The organism is Glutamicibacter sp. BSL13, from assembly GCF_052928425.1.
In genome coordinates this window covers 1-19,110 of record NZ_JAVGCZ010000050.1, presented here as the reverse complement: position 1 = coordinate 19,110, position 19,110 = coordinate 1, and the positions used below count along the sequence as shown (strand labels likewise).

Annotated in this window: 18 protein-coding genes; 9 read left to right on the top strand and 9 right to left on the bottom strand. The window is 67.0% G+C overall.

Translation table 11 applies throughout. The features are described from left to right. Positions 1–176 precede the first annotated feature (176 nt). From RCJ92_RS10060 to RCJ92_RS10050, 3 genes are all read left to right on the top strand, one after another. Positions 177–2,336, top strand: a complete 2,160-nt coding sequence (locus RCJ92_RS10060; protein ID WP_446754475.1) for a thioredoxin domain-containing protein — start codon at positions 177–179, stop codon at positions 2,334–2,336. A gap of 127 nt (positions 2,337–2,463) precedes the next feature. Further along, entirely contained in the window at positions 2,464–3,255 is a 792-nt protein-coding gene (locus RCJ92_RS10055; protein WP_138173604.1) for an isoprenyl transferase, read from the top strand. A 350-nt stretch (positions 3,256–3,605) separates the two neighbouring features. Next, positions 3,606–4,919: a PhoH family protein gene (locus RCJ92_RS10050; protein ID WP_249354215.1), complete on the top strand. Its 1,314-nt coding sequence runs from the start codon at positions 3,606–3,608 to the stop codon at positions 4,917–4,919. On the opposite strand, the gene RCJ92_RS10045 is transcribed toward RCJ92_RS10050, so the two are convergent. Beyond that, positions 4,916–5,755: a hypothetical protein gene (locus RCJ92_RS10045; protein WP_446754474.1), complete on the bottom strand. Its 840-nt coding sequence runs from the start codon at positions 5,753–5,755 to the stop codon at positions 4,916–4,918. The genes RCJ92_RS10050 and RCJ92_RS10045 overlap by 4 nt on opposite strands. Positions 5,756–5,908: 153 nt before the next feature. Between RCJ92_RS10045 and RCJ92_RS10040 the strand changes: the two genes are divergently transcribed. Both RCJ92_RS10040 and RCJ92_RS10035 read left to right on the top strand, forming a co-directional pair. Next, positions 5,909–6,463: a prepilin peptidase gene (locus RCJ92_RS10040; protein WP_446754473.1), complete on the top strand. Its 555-nt coding sequence runs from the start codon at positions 5,909–5,911 to the stop codon at positions 6,461–6,463. A gap of 4 nt (positions 6,464–6,467) precedes the next feature. Then, positions 6,468–6,935, top strand: coding sequence for an NUDIX hydrolase (locus tag RCJ92_RS10035; protein ID WP_446754472.1), 468 nt, complete (start codon positions 6,468–6,470; stop codon positions 6,933–6,935). 80 nt (positions 6,936–7,015) lie between these two features. Here the strand turns inward: RCJ92_RS10035 and RCJ92_RS10030 are convergent, their stop codons facing one another. From RCJ92_RS10030 to RCJ92_RS10020, 3 genes are all read right to left on the bottom strand, one after another. Continuing rightward, a complete protein-coding gene (locus tag RCJ92_RS10030; protein WP_446754471.1) occupies positions 7,016–8,428 on the bottom strand; it encodes a class II fumarate hydratase in 1,413 nt (470 codons plus the stop codon). Between the two features lie 115 nt (positions 8,429–8,543). Continuing rightward, positions 8,544–9,173: a carbonic anhydrase gene (locus RCJ92_RS10025; protein WP_138925730.1), complete on the bottom strand. Its 630-nt coding sequence runs from the start codon at positions 9,171–9,173 to the stop codon at positions 8,544–8,546. 73 nt (positions 9,174–9,246) lie between these two features. After that, complete coding sequence (locus tag RCJ92_RS10020) at positions 9,247–9,903, bottom strand: DUF4245 domain-containing protein (RefSeq protein WP_054821267.1); 657 nt, start codon at positions 9,901–9,903, stop codon at positions 9,247–9,249. 205 nt (positions 9,904–10,108) lie between these two features. On the opposite strand from RCJ92_RS10020, the gene glpX reads away from it, so the two are divergent. Then, positions 10,109–11,143, top strand: a complete 1,035-nt coding sequence (gene glpX / locus RCJ92_RS10015) for a class II fructose-bisphosphatase (RefSeq protein WP_138173619.1) — start codon at positions 10,109–10,111, stop codon at positions 11,141–11,143. A gap of 124 nt (positions 11,144–11,267) precedes the next feature. Here the strand turns inward: glpX and manA are convergent, their stop codons facing one another. The 4 genes from manA to RCJ92_RS09995 form a co-directional block, all read right to left on the bottom strand. Continuing rightward, entirely contained in the window at positions 11,268–12,479 is a 1,212-nt protein-coding gene (gene manA / locus RCJ92_RS10010) for a mannose-6-phosphate isomerase, class I (protein ID WP_446754470.1), read from the bottom strand. Between the two features lie 72 nt (positions 12,480–12,551). After that, positions 12,552–14,171 (bottom strand): LCP family protein, encoded by a 1,620-nt coding sequence (locus tag RCJ92_RS10005; RefSeq protein WP_446754469.1) that lies wholly within the window; start codon positions 14,169–14,171, stop codon positions 12,552–12,554. Positions 14,172–14,192: 21 nt separating this feature from the next. Further along, complete coding sequence (gene purE / locus RCJ92_RS10000; protein WP_138925734.1) at positions 14,193–14,726, bottom strand: 5-(carboxyamino)imidazole ribonucleotide mutase; 534 nt, start codon at positions 14,724–14,726, stop codon at positions 14,193–14,195. A gap of 57 nt (positions 14,727–14,783) precedes the next feature. Next, positions 14,784–15,944 carry a 5-(carboxyamino)imidazole ribonucleotide synthase gene (locus RCJ92_RS09995; protein WP_446754468.1) on the bottom strand — a complete coding sequence of 387 codons (1,161 nt, stop codon included), beginning with the start codon at positions 15,942–15,944 and terminating at the stop codon, positions 14,784–14,786. A gap of 219 nt (positions 15,945–16,163) precedes the next feature. Here RCJ92_RS09995 and RCJ92_RS09990 point away from each other — a divergent pair, with 219 nt between their 5' ends. Next, on the top strand, positions 16,164–16,757 hold the full coding sequence (locus RCJ92_RS09990; RefSeq protein ID WP_343830893.1) for a GtrA family protein: 594 nt from the start codon (positions 16,164–16,166) through the stop codon (positions 16,755–16,757). A gap of 109 nt (positions 16,758–16,866) precedes the next feature. On the opposite strand, the gene RCJ92_RS09985 is transcribed toward RCJ92_RS09990, so the two are convergent. Continuing rightward, positions 16,867–17,586 (bottom strand): TIGR03089 family protein, encoded by a 720-nt coding sequence (locus RCJ92_RS09985; protein WP_446754467.1) that lies wholly within the window; start codon positions 17,584–17,586, stop codon positions 16,867–16,869. Between the two features lie 286 nt (positions 17,587–17,872). Here RCJ92_RS09985 and RCJ92_RS09980 point away from each other — a divergent pair, with 286 nt between their 5' ends. Next, positions 17,873–18,394 carry a WhiB family transcriptional regulator gene (locus RCJ92_RS09980; RefSeq protein WP_446754466.1) on the top strand — a complete coding sequence of 174 codons (522 nt, stop codon included), beginning with the start codon at positions 17,873–17,875 and terminating at the stop codon, positions 18,392–18,394. Beyond that, on the top strand, positions 18,394–19,110 hold a 717-nt coding region (locus RCJ92_RS09975), incomplete at its 3' end, for a glycosyltransferase family 2 protein (protein WP_446754476.1). The genes RCJ92_RS09980 and RCJ92_RS09975, both read left to right, overlap by 1 nt.

Here is a 19,110-nt window from a genome sequence, read left to right as displayed (position 1 = left end):
GCACGCTGATCTGGCTGGTGCGCCGCCGACGCCGTTCCCGCGCGGGCGACGGGCCCTGAGGCGACGGGCCCTGAGCCGACGGCCCCGGAGACGACGGTGGGTGCGGCGGGCTGGGTGAACCCTGGTGGCTGGCGCCCAACCCACTGCGGCCGGCCCGCCGGCGGTAGCATGCCGGTATGGCCAATCGACTAGAGCACGCATCCAGCCGCTACCTCAGGCAGCACGCCCACCAGCTGGTGGACTGGTGGTCCTACTCGGCCGAGCCCTTCGCCGAAGCCCGGCGCCGGGACCGTCCGGTGATGCTCTCCATCGGGTACGCCGCCTGCCACTGGTGCCACGTCATGTCCCGCGAGTCCTTCGATGACCCGCAGGTTGCCGCCTACCTGAACGAACATTTCGTCTCAATCAAGGTCGACCGGGAACAGCATCCGCTGGTCGATGACACCTACATGCTCGCCACCCAGGCCCTGACCGGGGCCGGCGGCTGGCCAATGACCGTGTTCACGCTGCCCGACGGGCGCACCTTCCACGCCGGAACCTACTTCCCGCCCCGGCAGCGCGGCCGGGTGCCCTCCTTCATGCAGGTGCTCACCGCCGTCACCGAGGCCTACACCCAGCGCCGTGAGGGGGTCGAGCAGCAGGCCGCGGCGCTGGCCGAGCACCTGGTGGAACTCAGCCGCGGACAACACCAGATGATGAAGTTCTCCGCCGATCCCGCCACGGTCCAGGACGGGAACCAGGCCGAGGGGCAGGCCCTGGAGGTTGCGGTGCACCAGTGGATCGAGACCACCCGCAGCGAGGGCGGATTCACCCCCGCCCCCAAATTCCCGCCCACCCAGTCACTGGTGGTGCTCTGGCAGCAGGTGCTCACCCACCCCGAGCCGGGCCCGCTGTTCGACGCGGCCGCCACCACCACCGAGGCGATCGTGCTCGGCGGGTTGCAGGACCATGTGGGGGGAGGCTTCGCCCGCTACTGCGTGGATGAGCATTGGGCGGTGCCGCACTTTGAGAAGATGCTCTACGACAACGCCCAGCTGCTGCGGCTGCTGGGGCTGTGCCAGCTGGCCTGCACCCAGCTGGCGGCCACCGGCACGGACCCCGCCCGGACCCAGCGCGCGACAGCCCTGGCCGAGGCCTGCACCCGCGCCGCCGCCGGCACCGCCACCTGGCTGCGGGATTCGATGCTCACCGGGCAGAGCGGGGACCGGCACCGGGCCCTGGCCGCCTCCCGGGACGCGGACTCGCTGCGCGACGGGCAGCACGTCGAGGGCGGGGCCTACACACTGACCCGCGAGGAGTTCGACCAGGCCGCCGCCGGCCTGGACAGTCCGCTGCCCGAAGACCTGATCCGGTTGGCCGAGGTCGCCGAGGACCCGGGACACTACTGCCTGTCCCTGCTGCGCATGCCCCGCGGGAGCGAACGCGAAACCTGGCAGCGGCTGCTGCAGGCGGTGCGCGAGCTGGTGGCCGAGCGCCCGGCCCCGGCCCGGGACAGCAAGGTGGTGGCCGGGTGGAACGGGCTGGCCATCGAGGCGCTGTGCCAGGCCGCGATCGTGTTTGAGAACCCGGGGCACCGGCAGCTGGCCGAACAGGTGGCCCACATGGTGTGGGAGATCCACGTTGCCGCCGCCACCGGCACCCTGGCCCGGGTGAGCTTTGAAAACCAGGCCGAGCAGGGCAACGAGGGGACCCTGGAGGATTACGCGGGGATGGCCCTGGGCTTCGCGGCCCTGGCGCTCGCCGAGCCCTCCGGCCCCTGGGCCCTGCGCCGTGACCGGCTGCTGGAACAGGCGCTGGGCTTCATCGACGAACAAGGCCTGGCCCGGGACACCCGTGAACTGGACCCCGCGCTGGCCGCCCAGCGCGGGCAGCAGCCGGCGGCCACCGCCTTGGATGACGCGGTGCCCGCCGCCTCCTCCCTGCTGGCCCGGGCGCTGCTGCTGCGCGCCCAGCACACCATGGCCGTGCCGGAGCAGGACGGCGCCGGGCCTGACAACGAAGAACGGGTGGACCGGGACATGCAGGCCGCCCAGGCCCTGGTGGGGCACAGCCCGGTGGTGGCCGCGCGCTTCCCCTCCGCGGTGGCCGGCGCGCTGGAGGTGCAGGGGCTGCTGCAGTCGCCCATCCAGTACCTGCGCATCTCCGGCGGCGAACCCCGCCAGCTTGGCGCCCTGCGCAGGCTGGCCACGGTGCTCGGCCTGCCGGTCGGGGCCGGCGACGAGCAGCAGCCGGCCGGGCCGGGCAACGCCCTGCGCATCTACCCGTGCCGGCACACCACCTGCCAGGCGCCGGTGGCCGACGCGGCCGCCCTGCTCCAGACGCTGCGCCGGGGGTAGAAGGAGAACAGCGACGGCGCGGTGGCGGTGTGTGGCGGCGCGGATGCACGCCCCGGGGCCGGTAAGGCGGTAAATTTAGACTCAGTGCCGCACGGCACGGCGCGCATGCCGCCAGGTTTCACGCCACATGGACAAGAGGACACGTCAGGAGGAGCAGGTGGGCCTACCGTCCCTTGCCTATCGACTCTACGAGCGCCGGCTGGCCAGGTCGCTGCCGGGGGACAAGCTGCCGCACCACATCGGTGTGATGGTCGATGGGAACCGCCGGTGGGCGAAGCTGGCCGGAAGCACCACCGCCGCCGGCCACCAGGCCGGGGCGGAGAAGATCCTGGAGTTCCTGGAATGGTGTGAGGACCTGGGCATCAAGGTCGTGACCCTGTACATGCTCTCCACCGACAACCTGAACCGGGAACCGGCCGAACTGCGTGACCTGCTGGACATCATCGGCAACCTGCTCGACGAGTTGGGACACACCAACCGGGTGCAGGTGCAGCAGGTGGGGGCCCGGGACCTGCTGCCGGCGGACCTGGCCCAGAAGCTGACCGACCTGGAGGCTGCCACCGCCAACCGCAATGGCGTGCACGTGAACGTGGCCATCGGCTACGGGGGCCGGCGCGAAATCATCGACGCGGTCAAATCGCTGCTGAACGACGCGGCCAGCCGCGGCCAGTCCCTGAAGGACGTCGCGGACAACCTGGACGTGGACTCGCTGGGCGCCTACCTGTACACCAAGGGCCAGCCGGACCCGGACCTGGTGATCCGCACCAGCGGGGAACAGCGCCTGTCCGGGTTCCTGACCTGGCAGAGCGCCTACTCGGAGTTCTACTTCTGCGAGGCCCTGTGGCCGGACTTCCGGCGGGTCGACTTCCTGCGGGCCCTGCGGGACTTCGCCGACCGGCAGCGCCGCTTCGGGGCCTGACTCGGCCCACCTTTTTTCGACCGGCCCTCACCGCCGCGAAGACCGGTCCGGCGGGCCGGGGTGGTGGCAAACCCGCGGCTGACAGCGCCATCTGCGTGAGCTTCGGGCCCAGAACCTGATCGATACCCAAAAGAAACCTGGTGTTGGCTTTTTCGACTCCCCGCCGGGGATAGGCTGGGCACACAGGCCCAGCCAGGACGGCCGGGCCGAACGAAAGGTTCGACACTGGATGGTTGCCCGCGCGTTTGACGGGGCCGCCTGCCGGCGGCCCAGCGGAATTCCGGTGCGGGCTTTTCCCACTGATGCGTGGGGAGAGCCCCCACGCTGAATTCGAGAACGGGTGGATCGTCATGGCCCAACAGACCGAACTAACCCCCAGGACCTATGTGCTGGACACCTCGGTGCTGCTCTCTGACCCGCATGCCATCTTCAACTTTGCCGAGCATCCGGTGGTGATCCCGCTGACCGTGGTCACCGAACTGGAGCATAAGCGCAAGGACCTGGAGCTGGGATACTTCGCCCGACAGGCGCTGCGGAACCTCGACGATCTGATTCAGGAGCACGGTGGACTGGGCACGGCGGTGCCGGTGGGGGAATCCGGCGGAAGCCTGCGCATCGAACTGAACAACATCGCCCAGGAAGTGCTGCCGGTGGGGATGCGCAGCACCGACAACGACAGCCGGATCCTGGCGGTGGCCAAGAACATCCTGGATGCCGGGCTTGAGGTGGCGCTGGTGACCAAGGACCTGCCGATGCGCATCAAGGCCTCGGCGATCGGCATCCACGCGGAGGTGTACCGCAGTGAACTGACCCGCTCCTCGGGCTGGAGCGGGATCCAGGAGCTGGAGCTGGACGCGCAGGCGATGGCCGAACTCTATGAATCCGAGCGGCTCGACGCCCCACCCGAGGTGGCCGACGCGCCGGTGAACACCGGGTTGGTGATCACCTCGGTGCGAGGTTCGGCGCTGGGACGCAAGGTGCACGACGGATCGATCCGGCTGGTGCGCGGGGACCGGGAGGCGTTCGGGCTGCACGGGCGCAGCGCCGAACAGCGCATCGCCCTGGACCTGCTGCTCGATGAGTCGGTGGGCATCGTCTCGCTGGGCGGGCGGGCCGGCACCGGCAAGTCGGCGCTGGCCCTGTGCGCGGGCATGGAGGCGGTGCTGGAGCGGCGCGAACACCGCAAGATCACCGTGTTCCGCCCGCTGTACGCCGTTGGCGGTCAGGAGCTGGGGTACCTGCCTGGCTCGGAAGGGGAGAAGATGAACCCCTGGGCGCAGGCCGTGTTCGACACGCTCAGCTCGGTGGTCTCCAAGAACGTGATCGATGAGGTCGTGGAACGCGGAATGCTGGAGGTGCTGCCGCTGACCCACATCCGCGGCCGCTCGCTGCATGACACGTTCGTGATCGTGGACGAGGCGCAGTCCCTGGAACGCAATGTGCTGCTCACGGTGCTTTCGCGCATCGGGCAGCATTCCAAGGTGGTGCTCACCCACGACGTGGCCCAACGCGACAACCTGCATGTGGGCCGGCACGACGGGGTGGCGGCCGTGGTGGAGCAGCTCAAGGGCCACGACCTGTTTGGGCATGTGACCCTCACCCGCTCGGAACGCTCGGCAATCGCGGCACTGGTCACCGAGATGCTCGACGCGAAGGTGCGCTAGCGCCGCTTTGGCCCGGTCCCGCCGGGATCCTGCGCCGTTCGCGGGCGCAGGGTCCAGGGCCTGGGGGCGCGCACATCGACCAGGGTTGGGGTGGGGGCGGTGAACAGCGAGTCGATGTAGTACTCGTTGTGGGCCAGCACCCGCACCCGCAGGGTGGGCGCCGGCTCACCGTCCAGCACCTCGCGGCGCAGCAGGATCCCGGTCTGCCGGTCCAACTCCACCAGGGTGCGCGTTCCGGCCGGAACCAGCGGGTAGCCGGGCACCGCGGGCCGGTAGTTGTGCCCGGCGCTGAGTACCGCAGCCAGGACGGGGCGACCCTGGGCATCGGTTGATTCACGCAGCTCGTGGATGAAGGTCGGGTGGTTGAACGCCAGCTCCAGGCTTGCCGGTTCCTCCCCGGCCAACTCATAGGGGTCCAGTACCGCCTGCAGGAACGGCAGCGGCAACAGATCCCCAAACCCCTGGATGGCCGGTCGCCGGTACACCAGGTGGTCATCCCCGAACACCGGGGTGACCAGGGACGCTGGAAGCTGCCAGGAGGCCGCGGTGGCGGCCACATAGTCCAGCCCCCGGTCCTGGGTGAAGCGTTCGCGCTGGAAGACCAACTGGTCCCGGTTGTTGGAGATTGCCACCGCCTCCCGGGAACGCAGCAGCACCGTAAGTTCACCTTCCAGCCCCAGCTCTTCGCGGGCGTAGGCCGGCGGGAGGTCGACGCTCAAGCGCAGGCTGCTGGAGAGCCAGGGGGCCGAGCGCGCCAGGGCGCGCAGGTGCCGGCGGGCTGCGGAATCCGGCAGCCGGCCACCGGGAAAGTACTGATCGCGCGCTGGGGAGCTCATACACCCAGTCTAGGAGCCTCGCGCCGCGGGACAAGGGCGCCGGTGGACGGGGCGGGGATTCGCACCGGGAGGGCTGGTCCCATGCTCGGCCGGATTGTGTACAGCCCCCGGCCGGCTGCCCCGCGAATGCCGAATGCGGCCTATGCTCTGTACATGGTGGGTCTGCTGCTGGGTGAAGCGTCCCGGGCCGGGTTCGTCCCGGCCGGGGTGTCGCTGGCCGCGCTGTGGACCGACGGGCCGTGGCTGCGGATGGCCGGCGTCGCCTATGTGCTGTGCTTCCTGTATTTCGGCACGCGCCTGAGCCTGAGCGACATTGCGGTGCACCGGCTGCCGAACCGGCTGGTGGCGCGGTGGGCCGGGGCCAGCGCCGCGCTGCTGCTGCTGATCAGCGTTTTGCGTGGGAACGTTGTCGACCTGCTGTGGGCGGGACTGGGTTTGCTGCTGTTGGGCGGGGGCTACCTGCTGGTTGCGGTGCTCGGACGCGGGGCCATGGGAATGGGGGATGTGAAGCTGGCCGGCGTGCTGGGACTGAACCTGGGCTACTTTTCGCTCGGCTCCTTGCTGCTGGCTACCCTGTTCGCCTTTGTCAGCGCCAGCCTCGTGGTGCTTGGCGGGATGCTGCTGCGCAAACTGAGCATGAAGTCCCATGTGCCCTTCGGCCCGTTCATGATCCTGGGTGCGGCGATCGCCCTGGGTATGACACCATGAACGGATGGCTACCCCCGAATTCATCACGGAACTGCGCCACCATGTCGGCACCGCACCGCTCTGGCTGTCAGGGGTGAAAGTGGTGGTGCTCGATCAGCGTGGTGTGCTGCTGGTGCGCCGCTCGGACAACGGGCTGTGGACGCTGCCAGCCGGAATCATCGAGCCGGGGGAGGAGCCGGCAGTGACCGCGGTGCGCGAGGTGCAGGAGGAAACCGGGGTGCGCTGTGCGGTGACGCACCTGATCGGGGTGGGGGTAACCGCACCCACCCAGTACCCGAATGGGGACCAGGCCCAGTACGTGGACATCGTCTTCCGGGCCGAGGCCCTGGATGAGCTCCAGCCCCGGCCGTTGGACGGGGAGAACCTGGAAACCGCGTACTTCGCGCTGGACGCCTACCCCCAGCTGCCGCCGTTGCACGAGCGGGCGCTGCGCTGGGCCCTGGCGCCCCGGGTGGGTGGCTACTTCGGCTAAGCCCTCCTTACCGGGCCGGAACGTGAAACGGCGGCGGGCCGTCAGTGACGACCCGCCGCCGGGAGACGAAGCGGCGAAGGCTAGTGCTTGCCGGTCATCGTGGAGACATCCAGCAGCTCATCGAGCTGCTCCTCGGAAATCTCCCCGCGCTGCACAAAGCCCAGGGCGATGGTGGCCTCGCGGACGGTCAGCTTTTCGGCCACGGCCTTCTTGGCGATCTTCGCCGCGTTCTCGTAGCCAATCAGCTTGTTCAGCGGGGTCACGATCGAGGGGGACGCCTCGGCCAGGAAACGGGCGCGCTCCTCGTTCGCGGTAATCCCGTCGATCATCTTCTCGGCCATCACCTGGCTGACGTTGGTCAGCAGGCGGATGGATTCAAGCAGGTTCGCAGCCATCACCGGGATGCCCACGTTCAGCTCGAACATGCCGTTGGTGCCGGACCAGGCGATGGTGGTGTCATTGCCGATGACCTGGGCGGCGGCCTGGATGGCGGCCTCGGAAATCACCGGGTTGACCTTGCCGGGCATGATCGAGGAGCCGGGCTGCAGGTCCGGGATCGCGATTTCGCCCAGCCCGGTGTTCGGGCCCGAACCCATCCAACGCAGGTCGTTGTTGATCTTCATGTAGGAGATCGCGATCGAACGCAGCACCGCGGAGGCCTCGACCAGGCCGTCGCGGTTGGCCTGGGCCTCGAAATGGTTGCGGGCCTCGGTGATCGGCAGCCCGGTGTCCTCGCTCAGGAACTTCAGCACGTGCTGCGGGAAGCCCTCCGGGGTGTTGATGCCGGTGCCGACGGCGGTGCCGCCCAGCGGGACCTCGGCCACGCGCGGAAGGGCGGCCTGGATCCGTTCGATGCCGTAGCGCACCTGGGCGGCGTAGCCGCCGAATTCCTGGCCCAGGGTGACCGGGGTGGCGTCCATCAGGTGGGTGCGTCCGGACTTGACGATGTCCTTGAACTCTTCGGCCTTGGCCTCCAGCGAGGCGGCGAGCACCTCCAGCGCCGGGATCAGCTTGCCGGTCAGCGCCGCGGTGGCGGCCACGTGCACCGAGGTGGGGAACACGTCATTGGAGGACTGCGACGCGTTTACATGGTCGTTGGGGTGCACGGTGGTGGAGGAGCCGGCCTCGGCCAGGTGGCGGCTGGCCAGCTCGGCGATGACCTCGTTGGTGTTCATGTTCGAGCTGGTGCCTGAACCGGTCTGGAACACGTCAATGGGGAAGTGCCCGTCATACTCGCCGCCGGCCACGGCGTCGGCGGCGGCGATGATCGCCTCGGCACGTTCCCCGTCGATGACACCCAATTCGAGGTTGGCGCGCGCGGCCGCCTTCTTTACCTGCGCCAGGGCCTTGATGTGCTCGGACTCCAGGCGCTTGCCGGAGATCGGGAAGTTTTCCACGGCACGCTGGGTCTGGGCGCGGTACAGCGCGTCCTTCGGGACCCGGACTTCGCCCATGGTGTCGTGTTCAATGCGGAAATCATCACTACTGGTCATGGCTTAACGCTACGTGCGAGGTGCATTAGGAAACAACTGCGTAGTCTAAAAATCACCCATGGTAGTGACGCGGGTCACTGTGTGGTATGGGGTGCTTCCGCGGAACCGGGCCCGACTAGGAGATGCCGAAGCCGGAGACGATCTGCGCCTTGCCTTCGGCCAGCCGATAGGTCACGCCCACCACCGCGGTGCGTCCGCTGTGGACCGCGTCGCCGATGATGCGCGAGCGCTCCACGAGCCGTTCGGAGGTTTGCTGGACATGCTCGACGACGGTGGAGTTCACATCAAACAGGTTGTGGCTTTCGGCGGCGAACACCGAGGGGGTGATGTGCTCGACCAGATCACGGATGAAGCCCTGGGGCATGTTGCCGGTGTGGCGGGATTCCATGGCACTGGTCACCGCTCCGCAGTTGTCGTGGCCCAGGATCACTATCAGCGGGATGTTCAGCAGCTGCACCGCGTACTCCAGGGAGCCAAGGCTCGCCGTGTCGATGACATGCCCGGCGGTGCGCACCACGAACATGTCACCCAGCCCGACATCGAAGATGATCTCCGCGGCCAGCCGGGAATCGGAGCAGCCGAAGATCACCGCAAACGGTTCCTGGGAGTGGATCAGCGACTGACGCCGGGCCCCGTCCTGGTTCGGGTGGCGGGTCTGCCCGTTGACAAAGCGGAAGTTGCCTTCGCGCAGCAGGTGCCAGGCCTGGCGCGGGCTCAGGCGCGGTGCAAGGTGGTGTTCGGGCATGGGTGTGGTCCTTGGTGGCGTACCGGGCGGAGTCGGTGGGTGGAGTGCGGCCGGCGGGCCTGGGCCAGCGGTGCTACTTGACTTGCTGAGTGGCTACCTGGGCCAGGTTGAACAGCTGTTCGGGGGAGGTGTCGCTGGAGAGGATGAGCGTGGAGTCGCTGCGCTGGGAGATCAGATAGCTCTGATCGTCCTTGGTCCGCTGCTCCCATTCGGCCCCGCCAATGTTCAGCTTGTCGGTGGGCGTCGCGTTGTCGGTGATCGTCGCCAGCCAGCTGGCGTTGAACTGCTCATTGGAGATCTGGCGGACCCACACGAAGTCCTTCTCCTGCATCACCAGGCCAAATTCCCAGTACGAAACCTCCTGCACCTGGGAGGTCTTCCAGCGGGCAAAGTTCGCGTACTCGCCTTCACCCAACTGCGGTGTCCATGGTTCGAAGCTCGCCTCGGGGGCCGCCTGTTCGGCGACCTGCTGCAGGTTCACTGCCCGGTCGGCCTCATCGGCCTTCTGCAGCGGGTTCAGCAGCAGGATTGGGATGACCGCCGCCACCGTGAACAGCAATGAGAGCACCATCCCCTTGAACGTCTGGTTCGCCCGCTTGGCCTGGCTCTGGGTGAGCTGCGGCTTGTAGGGCAAATCCTCGAACGTCGCCTCGGGGTCGTTCAGGTCACGGCGCGCCGCCGGGGCGTCCGTGGGAGTGGTTTCAGGCTGCTGGTCATTGCTTGGCTGCACCCCACCATTCTCCCCGAAGCCGGCGCACAAATCGAACCAAGGTGGCCGAGGACACGCCCACCGCCCCGGCGGGGAGGCCCCAATCCGCCCATACGGTTCTCCCGGCGGACGGGTGTGTCAGGTGATGTCGTGTGATTCAGCCTAAAGACGGCCAAGCGATATGATGGGGATGTTTGCATAGGCGCAATACCTTACGACCGAAGCGATGGGAATTTTCGTGACCGAAAAGAACAACTTTGCCCAACTCTCTCCACGACTGTCGGTATCCGAGGCCGAACCGGACCGTAACCTGGCGCTGGAATTGGTGCGTGCCACCGAGGCCGCGGCCATCGCCTCCTCCCCGTGGGTGGGCTTCGGTGACAAGAATGCGGCCGACGGCGCGGCCGTGGACGCCATGCGCGGCCTGCTGTCCACCGTGAACTTCAACGGCGTGGTCGTCATCGGCGAGGGCGAGAAGGACGAAGCCCCGATGCTGTTCAACGGCGAGAAGCTGGGCACCGGCACCGGCGCGGAATGCGACGTCGCGGTGGACCCGATCGACGGCACCCGGCTGACCGCCCTGGGCCTGAACAACGCCCTGTCCGTGCTGGCGGTGGCCGACCGCGGTTCCATGTTTGACCCGTCGGCCGTGTTCTACATGGAGAAGCTGGTCACCGGGCCCGAAGCGGCCGAGCTGGTGGACCTGCGTCTGCCGGTGAAGCAGAACCTGCACCTGATGGCCAAGGCCAAGGGCAAGAAGATGAGCCAGATTACCGTAACCGTGCTGGACCGTCCGCGCCACGAGAAGCTGATCAACGAGATCCGTGAGGCCGGCGCCCGCGTGAAGCTGATCATGGACGGCGACGTGGCCGGCGCGATTGCCGCCACCCGTGAGGGCACCGGCGTTGATGCACTGATGGGCATCGGCGGAACCCCGGAGGGCATCGTCACCGCGTGCGCGATCAAGGCGCTGGGCGGGGTCATCCAGGGTCGGCTGTGGCCCACCGATGAGGCCGAACGCAACAAGGCCCTGGAGGCCGGCCACGACCTGGACCGCGTGCTGACCACCAATGACCTGGTCACCTCCGACAACTGCTACTTTGCCGCCACCGGCATCACCGACGGTGACCTGCTGCGCGGGGTGCGGTACAAGCACAACCGCATCCACACCCAGTCGATCGTGATGCGTTCGAAGTCCGGCACCATCCGCTTCGTCGAGGGCGAGCACGCCCAGGACAAGTGGGAAGCCTACACCCGCTAGGCTTTCCCGCCACCATCAAAGGCTTCGGCCGTTGCCCCCGGATGTTTCCGGAAGGCAACGGCCGAAGCCTTTTGCATTATGCGGTGAATGGCCCCTAGACCTGAGGGCGGGGCCGCCCTCCGGTTTAGTCTCCTGGGATCTGGGCGCTGGCCAGGAACAGGGTCGCGTCCGTCCCATCCAGCACCTGGGCCAGCACGGGGGAGCCGGCCGGCAGGAACACCGAGTCCCCGCGGTGCAGCTGAAGCTGCCGGCCGTCGCGCTGCAGGGTGAAGCTGCCGCCGGTGCACAGCGCGATCCCGGCCCCGTGGCAGGCCAGCTGCTGAGCCCGGCCCTCGGCAGACAGCTGCAGCACCTGCAGCTGGAATTCGTCGAAGTCCGGGGTGTACAGGGTGTTGCCCGGCCCGAGGGTCGCGCCGGACAGCGCGGTGGCCTGACCCGGCTGGGTGTGGGTGATGGCCAGCAGCTCGGGCACGTCGATGTGCTTGCTGGTCAGCCCGCCGCGCAGCACATTGTCCGAGTTGGCCATCACCTCGATGCCCACCCCGCGCAAATAGGCGTGCAGGTAGCCGGCCTGCATGCAGATGACCTCACCGGCCTTGAGGTCGACCACGTTCATCAGCAGGGTGACCAGCACCCCGGGATCCGCCGGGTAGTAGCCGGCCGCCCAGGCCAGTTCATCCAGCTGCCGGTTCTGGCGCAGCTGCGGGTGAGCGGTGATGGCGGTGACCATCTCATCGACCAGTTTCCCGATACGCTGATCCCCGCCCAGGACCAGGGCCAGCGCCTGGCCCAGCGGGTCCTCCTCCCGGTCCAGCACGTCGGCCAGTTCCCGGCTGATGGCTGCGGCGGGCGCGGAGAGCCATGGCTGCAGGCGCTGCAGGTCGGCAATGATCTGGGCCGGGGCCCGGAAGCCGCTGAGCGCCACGAAGTCGCCCAGCGCGTAGAGCATCTCAGGTTTGTGGTTTGCGTCCTTGTAGTTGCGATGGGCGGCATCCCGCCCGATCCCGGCCTGCTCTTCACGCTCGAATCCCGCCGCGGCCTGCTCCAGGGACGGGTGCACCTGAATGGACAGCGGCTGGTCGGCGGCGAGCACCTTCATCAAGAACGGCAGCTGGCCATAGCGATCGCTGACCGCCTGGCCCAGCAGCTGCGGGGTGTCGGCCAGCAGCTCATCAAGCCCCTGGCCGGTCTCGCGCAGCCGGCTGGGGTTGCCCGGGTGGGCGCCCAACCAGAGCTCGGCCTGCGGGGTCGCGTCGGTCTGCAGACCCAGCAGCGAGGAAATAGCGTCCGGCGAACCCCAATGGTAAGTGCGGATGCCGTTGTGCAGGTGAAACATGTACGTCAGCTGACCTTTCATCACGGAGAAACAAACATGTTCGGGGTTCGATTTGGGGTGGAGGGAAATTTCTTAAGGAACCCGGCACTCGTCGTTGTTCGCCGCGATCTGGCTGATGCGCGTGGTGTAGCCGTAGCGTTCGAGCTGCACCAGGTACTCCTCGGTGATCGGGTCCCCGTTGGGCTGGGTGAATTCCTGGTCGCCGGTGGTGGACAGGGCCCGGTCGTCGCTCGGGCTGGCCGATGCGGAGGACTCGGTGGGGGTCGTGGAGGACTTCTCCTCCTTCTTGTCGTCCTTCTTCTCGTCCTTCTTCGGGTCCTTGGAGGCTTCCTTCGGCTTCTCCGGCTCGCCCTGCTTGGCGATCATCTCGTCGATGCGCCGGTGGATCTTGTCGAAGTCCGGGTAGGTGGAGAAGGTGCGCTCAAAGTCAGGGGCCCCCAAGGTCAGCCGGTCAAAGGGGGTCTTGCGGGCCTTTTCGGCCAGCGAGATGAACGATCCGAGCTGGCTGGCGGGGATGTCGGTCTCCACCAGCTCCTCGCCGGCGTCCATGATCGTGGTGAATCGTGAGAGCACGTTCTGCGGGGTGATCTGGGCGATGATCGCCTGCTGCAGGCACTGCTGGCGCTTGATGCGGTGGTAGTCATCGGTGAAGTCGCGCGAGCGGGCGAACCACAGGGCCTGCTTGCCGTTGAAGTGCTTCTCGCCGGGGGAGAACCAGTGGGTGTTGATGTTGGTGCCTTCCCACTTCTTCCCGTTGTAGGGCACCCAGCCCCCGGAAATCACCTTCACGCCGCCCACCGCGTCAACGAAGGACTCGAAGCCGGCCATGTCGACCATGACGTAGCCCTGCACCTGCAGGCCGGTGGTGCCTTCCATGGCATCCATGACCGCCTGGGCGCCCACGTTCTTCACCGAGGCGGGGAAGGCGTCGGCGTGATGGTCCACCGCGTCGCGGTAGATGGCGTTGAACAGGCACTCGTTGCCGCAGTCATAGCCCTTCGGCCAGGCCTTCTTCATCGGGGAGTCCGCCGCGAACTGTGCCTTTTGGAAGTTGCGGGGGATGGAGATCATCAGCGACTTGCCGGTCTTGGCGTCCACCGAGAGCAGCGCCATCGAGTCGGTGCGCACCCCGTCACGGTTATCGCCGGAGTCCGCGCCGAGGATGGCGATGTTGTAGCGCCCGTCGACCGGGTCGAAGGCCGGGCCCTCGTCGAAGACCTTGGTGATGGTCTCCCTCCCGGTGTTCAGCAGCGAGGCGCCGTAGATGAAGATGCCGCTGGTGCCGGCGACCGCCAGCACCAGGAACAGCGCCACGATCCCGCGCATGCCCGGGGCCAGCAGCTTCGGGCGGATGATCACCAGCGTGTTGATGAACATGATCAGCCAGCCCACGGCGAGCACCGAGAGCACGATGATCAGGAACAGCTGGAAGTTCGGATGCCCGGCCCAGTTCAGCAGGATCGAGTAGTCGATGAAGTAGATCGCCACGAGGGCGAGGATTGCCAGCCAGCACAGCATGGTCAGGCTCACCACGAAGCGGCCCAGGCGGCGGTTGCCGGCGATCAGCTGGGCGCTTCCGGGGAACACGATGGTCAGCAGGACCAGGATCAGGGCGCGCTTGGAGCGCGCCGGTGAGGACAGTGTTTCCGGTTGGCGCAGCAGGCCGGGTGCACGATGGCTGGCAGAACCCATATAGCTAGAGACTTTCCTTGATCAGGACGCGAAATTTTCGTCGGCGACTTCAGCACGCAGGGCGGCGCCCTTGGCGTGCGCTGAATCGCGCAGGGAGTCCGCGAATTCAAGCAACTTATTTTGTAACGTGCGGGCGTGTTCGTCGGTTCCCGCCGCGAGCATGCGCACGGCCAGCAGCCCGGCGTTGCGGGCCCCGCCGATGGAGACGGTGGCCACCGGCACGCCGGCGGGCATCTGCACGATGGACAGCAGCGAGTCCATCCCGTCCAGCTTGGCCAGCGGGACCGGCACGCCGATCACCGGCAGCGGGGTCACCGAGGCGAGCATGCCCGGCAGGTGGGCGGCGCCGCCGGCGCCGGCGATGATGATGCGCAGGCCGCGTTCGTGGGCCTTCTTTCCGTACTCGATCATCTCGGTGGGCATGCGGTGCGCGGAGACCACGTCGGCTTCGAAGGGGATGCCGAACTCGGTCAGGGCCTGGGCGGCCAGGCGCATGACCGGCCAGTCGGAGTCCGAACCCATCACGAGGCCGACCACGGGGGCAGAGGTTGTCATTCGTTGCTTCCTTGAACTTGTCTTGGGGTGGCGCAGGCCACCACCACTAGGCATAGGCTATGCGTTTTGCTTCACGCCGTCACGGATCAACGCGGCCACCATCTCGGCGCGCTGACGCAGTTCATCAACTGTTTGCCCGGTGTTGGCCACCACGTTCACGTGCCCGATCTTGCGTCCGGGGCGCACGGACTTGCCGTAGGCATGCACCTTGACCTCTGGCGCAGCACCCAGTGCGGCGGAGAAGGCGGAGTACAGGTCCTGGTTTTCTCCGCCGAGGTAGTTCTTCATCACGGTCAGGCCCAGTTCGCGGGTTTCGCCCAGCGGCAGGTCCAGCACGGCGCGCAGGTGCTGCTCAAACTGGCTGGTGACCGAGCCGTTCATGGTCCAGTGCCCGGTGTTGTGTGGGCGCATCGCCAGCTCGTTGATCACAAAGCCGGCCCCGCTGCCGGGGGTCTCGAACAGCTCCGCGGCCATCACGCCGGTGACGCCGAACTGTTCGGCGATGCGCAGCGCCGCGGCGGCTGCGGCCTCGGCCACGGCCGGATCGATGTCCTGGGCCGGGGCGATGACCTCATCGCACACCCCGTCCACCTGGATGGTGTGCACCACCGGCCACGCCTTGGCCTGGCCGGAGGGGGTGCGGGCCACCAGTGCGGAAAGCTCGCGGGAGAAGTTGACCTTGTCCTCGGCCAGCAGCGCGCCGTTGGCGAACCAGTCGGCCGCATCGCGGGCGGCCTGGGCATCGTCCAGGATACGCACGCCCTTGCCGTCGTAACCGCCGCGCGGGGTCTTCAGCACGATCGGCCAGCCGATCTCGTCGCCGAAGGCGATCAGTTCCGCAACGTTCTCCACCTTGGCCCAACGCGGGTTGGGCAGGCCCAGCTGCTCGATGGCCTGGCGCATCACGAGCTTGTCCTGCGCATGGATCAGGGCCTCGGGGCGGGGCTGGATGTTCACCCCTTCGCTGATCAATGTGCTCAGGTGTTCATTGGGCACGTGTTCGTGGTCGAAGGTGACCACGTCCAGGCCCTTGGCGAAGTGACGCAGCGTATCCAGGTCCTTGTAATCACCCACGGGGGCGTCGGGGACGCTGCGGGCCGCCGAGACGTCCTCGGCCTCGGCCAGCACATGTAGTTCGAAGCCAAGATTCAGGGCCTCGGGGGCCATCATGCGGGCCAACTGCCCGCCACCAATTACACCAATTTTCGGAAAGCTCACCCCTCTAGGGTAGCGAAACTCTGGCTCCCGTCCGTTCCCCCGAGCCCCGGCAAGCGCCCATCCACGGTCATTTATCAGGAAAAGCCGATATTATGAACTGTTTGTATCAAGGGATAAGACAGCTAAATCTGCCAGAATCGCCATCTGTGTGATGTAGGTTCTGGCCCGTGGCAGCGCACCGAGAACGGTGGAGGCGGGCCGCGGCACGTCTGGAGGAAAATGTTCGAACGCATCAGCGTCAAGATCCGTGGACTGGTTTCCACGCTTTGGCGGGAAGTGGCGAAATTCGGTGTCGTCGGCGGGGCCGCTTTTGTGGTCGACTCCGCGATCTATTTGTGGATGCTCTCGGGCCCCATGAGCGATTCGCCGGTGAAGGCCAAGATTGTTGCTGGTGTGGTCGCGACGTTGTTCTCCTGGGTGGCCAACCGCTACTGGACCTTCCGCCACCGCCGCCAGGCGAACGTGGTGCGGGAACTGGTGATGTTCCTGGTCATGAACGCCATCGGCCTGGGCATCGCGGCCGCCTGTGTGTGGGTGACCAAGTACATGCTCGGCTTGACCGACACCACCAGCGTATTCATCGCCGGTTCGGTGGTCGGGCTGATCCTGGGCACCATCTTCCGCTTTTTCGCCTACAAGTTCTGGGTCTTCGGCGGGGAACGCACCGAAATCCTGCCCGACACCGAGCCGGCCCTGGTGGGTGCCGCCTCCTCCGAACCGGAAGTCATTGCCGTTCGTTCGCAGGGCGCGCCATCCAGCACCGTGGGGCCGGACACCGGAAGCATCGGGCTGAGCCGACCAGAATCGGCCTAGCGTCCTCTGTCACCATCCACGTGATGATGGGCAAGGTGCCCGCCCCGCAGTACGCGGCGGCGGGCACCTTGCTTTCAACCGTTTCGGGCCTCGTGGCCGGCCGCAGCCCTTAGTGTTCAGGGTGGCGGGCGGTGACGCGTTCACCCTCCAGCAGCCGCGGGGTGATTTCAACTCCCGGCCCGACCAACACCAGCGCGTCCCCGGCCTGCCACTGGCCGATGGCAAAGGGCAGCAGCCTTTCCATGCCCAGCTCGCTGGAGACCAGGATCGTTCCCTGCGCCCGGCCCGGGTGGGAGAAGAGCTGCTCGTAGCTGAGCTCGGCGTTGGCGGTGCGCAGCGCGCTCAGGCCGCCGTCGACCGGTTGCGGGTAGTAGTCGTCGGCAAAGGCGCGTACCTCGGCGTTGTAGTCCTCGGCCGGTCCCAGATCCCCGGTGAAGGACAGGGCCAGTGCGGCCAGGTCCACACCCAGCACGTCCGCGCTTGCCGGAATGTGCTCCCCGGCCGGACGGTCGCTGATCCACAACGCGGCGGTGGCGGATTGCGGGTCATCGGGGGTGATGACGGCCGCCCCGTGGTGCCAGGCCGCGACGGCCAGCACCAGGCTCTTCCAGTGGACGGGCAGGTCGAAGACCAGCTCGCTGGCTTCCTGGACGTCGAACAGCTCGGCGAGCAGGTTCGCCGTTTTCGCCACCCAGTTGTCGAAGACCCGTCCGCTCAGTTCAATGCGCTCACCGTCGGCCGAATGCCAGATCAGCCAAGGGGTTGCGTCGGCGCGGCGGGGGCCAAGTAACTTTTCGACGAAAGGTAACGAATTGGTATCGATTGTCATGCTGAACCTCAATCGCTTGCTGGGAATTCACCGGGAATGCGCGGAAGTGGCGACTCGCCCGGATTGGCGGGGGATTTCTCCGGCGTGTTGTGAAGACACAATACCGAGATCTGTCCATAGAATAACCTCCCCGCTTGACTCTCGAGGAGTTACACCGATGTAATTAGATGGTGCGCCGGCCGCCGGTAAGGGTTTTTCGATATTTCGATGGACTAACCGGAGTCGGGGCGTGTGGCATCGTCAGGATGCCTGAGACGAGACGTGTAGCGAAAGGGTCAACATCACCATGGCGAAGATGGAGCAGGGGTACTCCGAGTATTCGACATCGGCTGTTGCGTCCGCCCAGTATGGGGTTCAGGGCGCTCCGTCCGATTGGTTTGTCGATCCGCAGGCCGACGGGGCATCGCAGTCCTCCGTCGCCACTGATTTGGAGAATGCCGCGGATGCATTCCTGCGTGAACACCAGACCCAGTCGCAGCCGGACGAGGACAACACCGGCTCCTGGGCTCCGGAACTGGATGAAAACGACCAGATGCGTGAGAGCATTAAGGCTGTCTGGCTGGGAATCGGTGGGGAAGTCGACGAGGGTGAACTCGGTTGGCAGTCCCGTGCGCTGTGTGCGCAGACCGACCCGGAGGCCTTCTTCCCGGAGAAGGGCGGCTCGACCCGCGACGCCAAGCGTGTCTGCGGGGCCTGTGTGGTCCGCTCCGAATGCCTGGAGTACGCATTGAGCAATGATGAGCGCTTCGGCATCTGGGGAGGCCTGTCCGAGCGTGAACGTCGTCGTCTACGGAAACGAGCAATCTAATTCGCCCGCAAGTTCATGTCACCGCCATCGTTGCCACGCACGATGGCGCTGACTTTTTACCACGCACTTTAGCCGCGCTGCGCAACCAGTCCCGGCCCATTGAACGGTTCATCGGGGTTGATGCCAGCTCCACCGACGGCTCCGCCCAGGTGTTGAGCGCCAACCTGCCGTCCAATGCGCTGATCGTCAGGGCGGACAAGCACTCGCTGGGCCTGTCGGTGGCCGAAGCCGTGGCCAGCCTGCCCGATGCCCGCGCGGATCGCGATGAATGGCTGTGGATCATCCACGACGACTCGATGCCGGCCCCCGACGCCCTGGAGGCGCTGACCACAGTGGTTGAGGCCAGCGAGTCGGTGACGATCGCCGGGTGCAAGCTGCTGGACATCGACTCCCCGCGACGGCTGATCGACGTCGGGCTGAGCACCGACCGCAAGGCGCAGCGGCTGACCATGGTCGACATCGACGAGGTGGACCAGGGCCAGTACGACGCGCGCAGCGACTACTTTGCGGTCTCCTCCGCCGGCATGTTCATCCGCCGCGACGTGTTCGAGGAGCTGGGCGGCTTTGATCCGGCCCTGCCCGGACGCGGTGACGACATCGACCTGTGCTGGCGCAACCGTCTGGCCGGTCACCGCGTGGTGGTGGTCCCGGCGGCGAAGATGTACCACCGCACGGACGTGCATGCGGCGCTGGCGGGCCTCCTTCGGCCCGGCCAG

Excerpts from the sequence above, each read along its gene's own strand:
- RCJ92_RS10060 (WP_446754475.1), top strand. The coding sequence starts at position 177 with ATGGCCAATCGACTAGAGCACGCATCCAGCCGCTACCTCAGGCAGCAC.
- RCJ92_RS10055 (WP_138173604.1), top strand. The coding sequence starts at position 2,464 with ATGGACAAGAGGACACGTCAGGAGGAGCAGGTGGGCCTACCGTCCCTT.
- RCJ92_RS10050 (WP_249354215.1), top strand. The coding sequence starts at position 3,606 with ATGGCCCAACAGACCGAACTAACCCCCAGGACCTATGTGCTGGACACC.
- RCJ92_RS10045 (WP_446754474.1), bottom strand. The coding sequence starts at position 5,755 with ATGAGCTCCCCAGCGCGCGATCAGTACTTTCCCGGTGGCCGGCTGCCG.
- RCJ92_RS10040 (WP_446754473.1), top strand. The coding sequence starts at position 5,909 with ATGGTGGGTCTGCTGCTGGGTGAAGCGTCCCGGGCCGGGTTCGTCCCG.
- RCJ92_RS10035 (WP_446754472.1), top strand. The coding sequence starts at position 6,468 with ATGGCTACCCCCGAATTCATCACGGAACTGCGCCACCATGTCGGCACC.
- RCJ92_RS10030 (WP_446754471.1), bottom strand. The coding sequence starts at position 8,428 with ATGACCAGTAGTGATGATTTCCGCATTGAACACGACACCATGGGCGAA.
- RCJ92_RS10025 (WP_138925730.1), bottom strand. The coding sequence starts at position 9,173 with ATGCCCGAACACCACCTTGCACCGCGCCTGAGCCCGCGCCAGGCCTGG.
- glpX (WP_138173619.1), top strand. The coding sequence starts at position 10,109 with ATGGGAATTTTCGTGACCGAAAAGAACAACTTTGCCCAACTCTCTCCA.
- manA (WP_446754470.1), bottom strand. The coding sequence starts at position 12,479 with ATGTTTCACCTGCACAACGGCATCCGCACTTACCATTGGGGTTCGCCG.
- RCJ92_RS10005 (WP_446754469.1), bottom strand. The coding sequence starts at position 14,171 with ATGGGTTCTGCCAGCCATCGTGCACCCGGCCTGCTGCGCCAACCGGAA.
- purE (WP_138925734.1), bottom strand. The coding sequence starts at position 14,726 with ATGACAACCTCTGCCCCCGTGGTCGGCCTCGTGATGGGTTCGGACTCC.
- RCJ92_RS09990 (WP_343830893.1), top strand. The coding sequence starts at position 16,164 with ATGTTCGAACGCATCAGCGTCAAGATCCGTGGACTGGTTTCCACGCTT.
- RCJ92_RS09985 (WP_446754467.1), bottom strand. The coding sequence starts at position 17,586 with ATGACAATCGATACCAATTCGTTACCTTTCGTCGAAAAGTTACTTGGC.
- RCJ92_RS09980 (WP_446754466.1), top strand. The coding sequence starts at position 17,873 with ATGGCGAAGATGGAGCAGGGGTACTCCGAGTATTCGACATCGGCTGTT.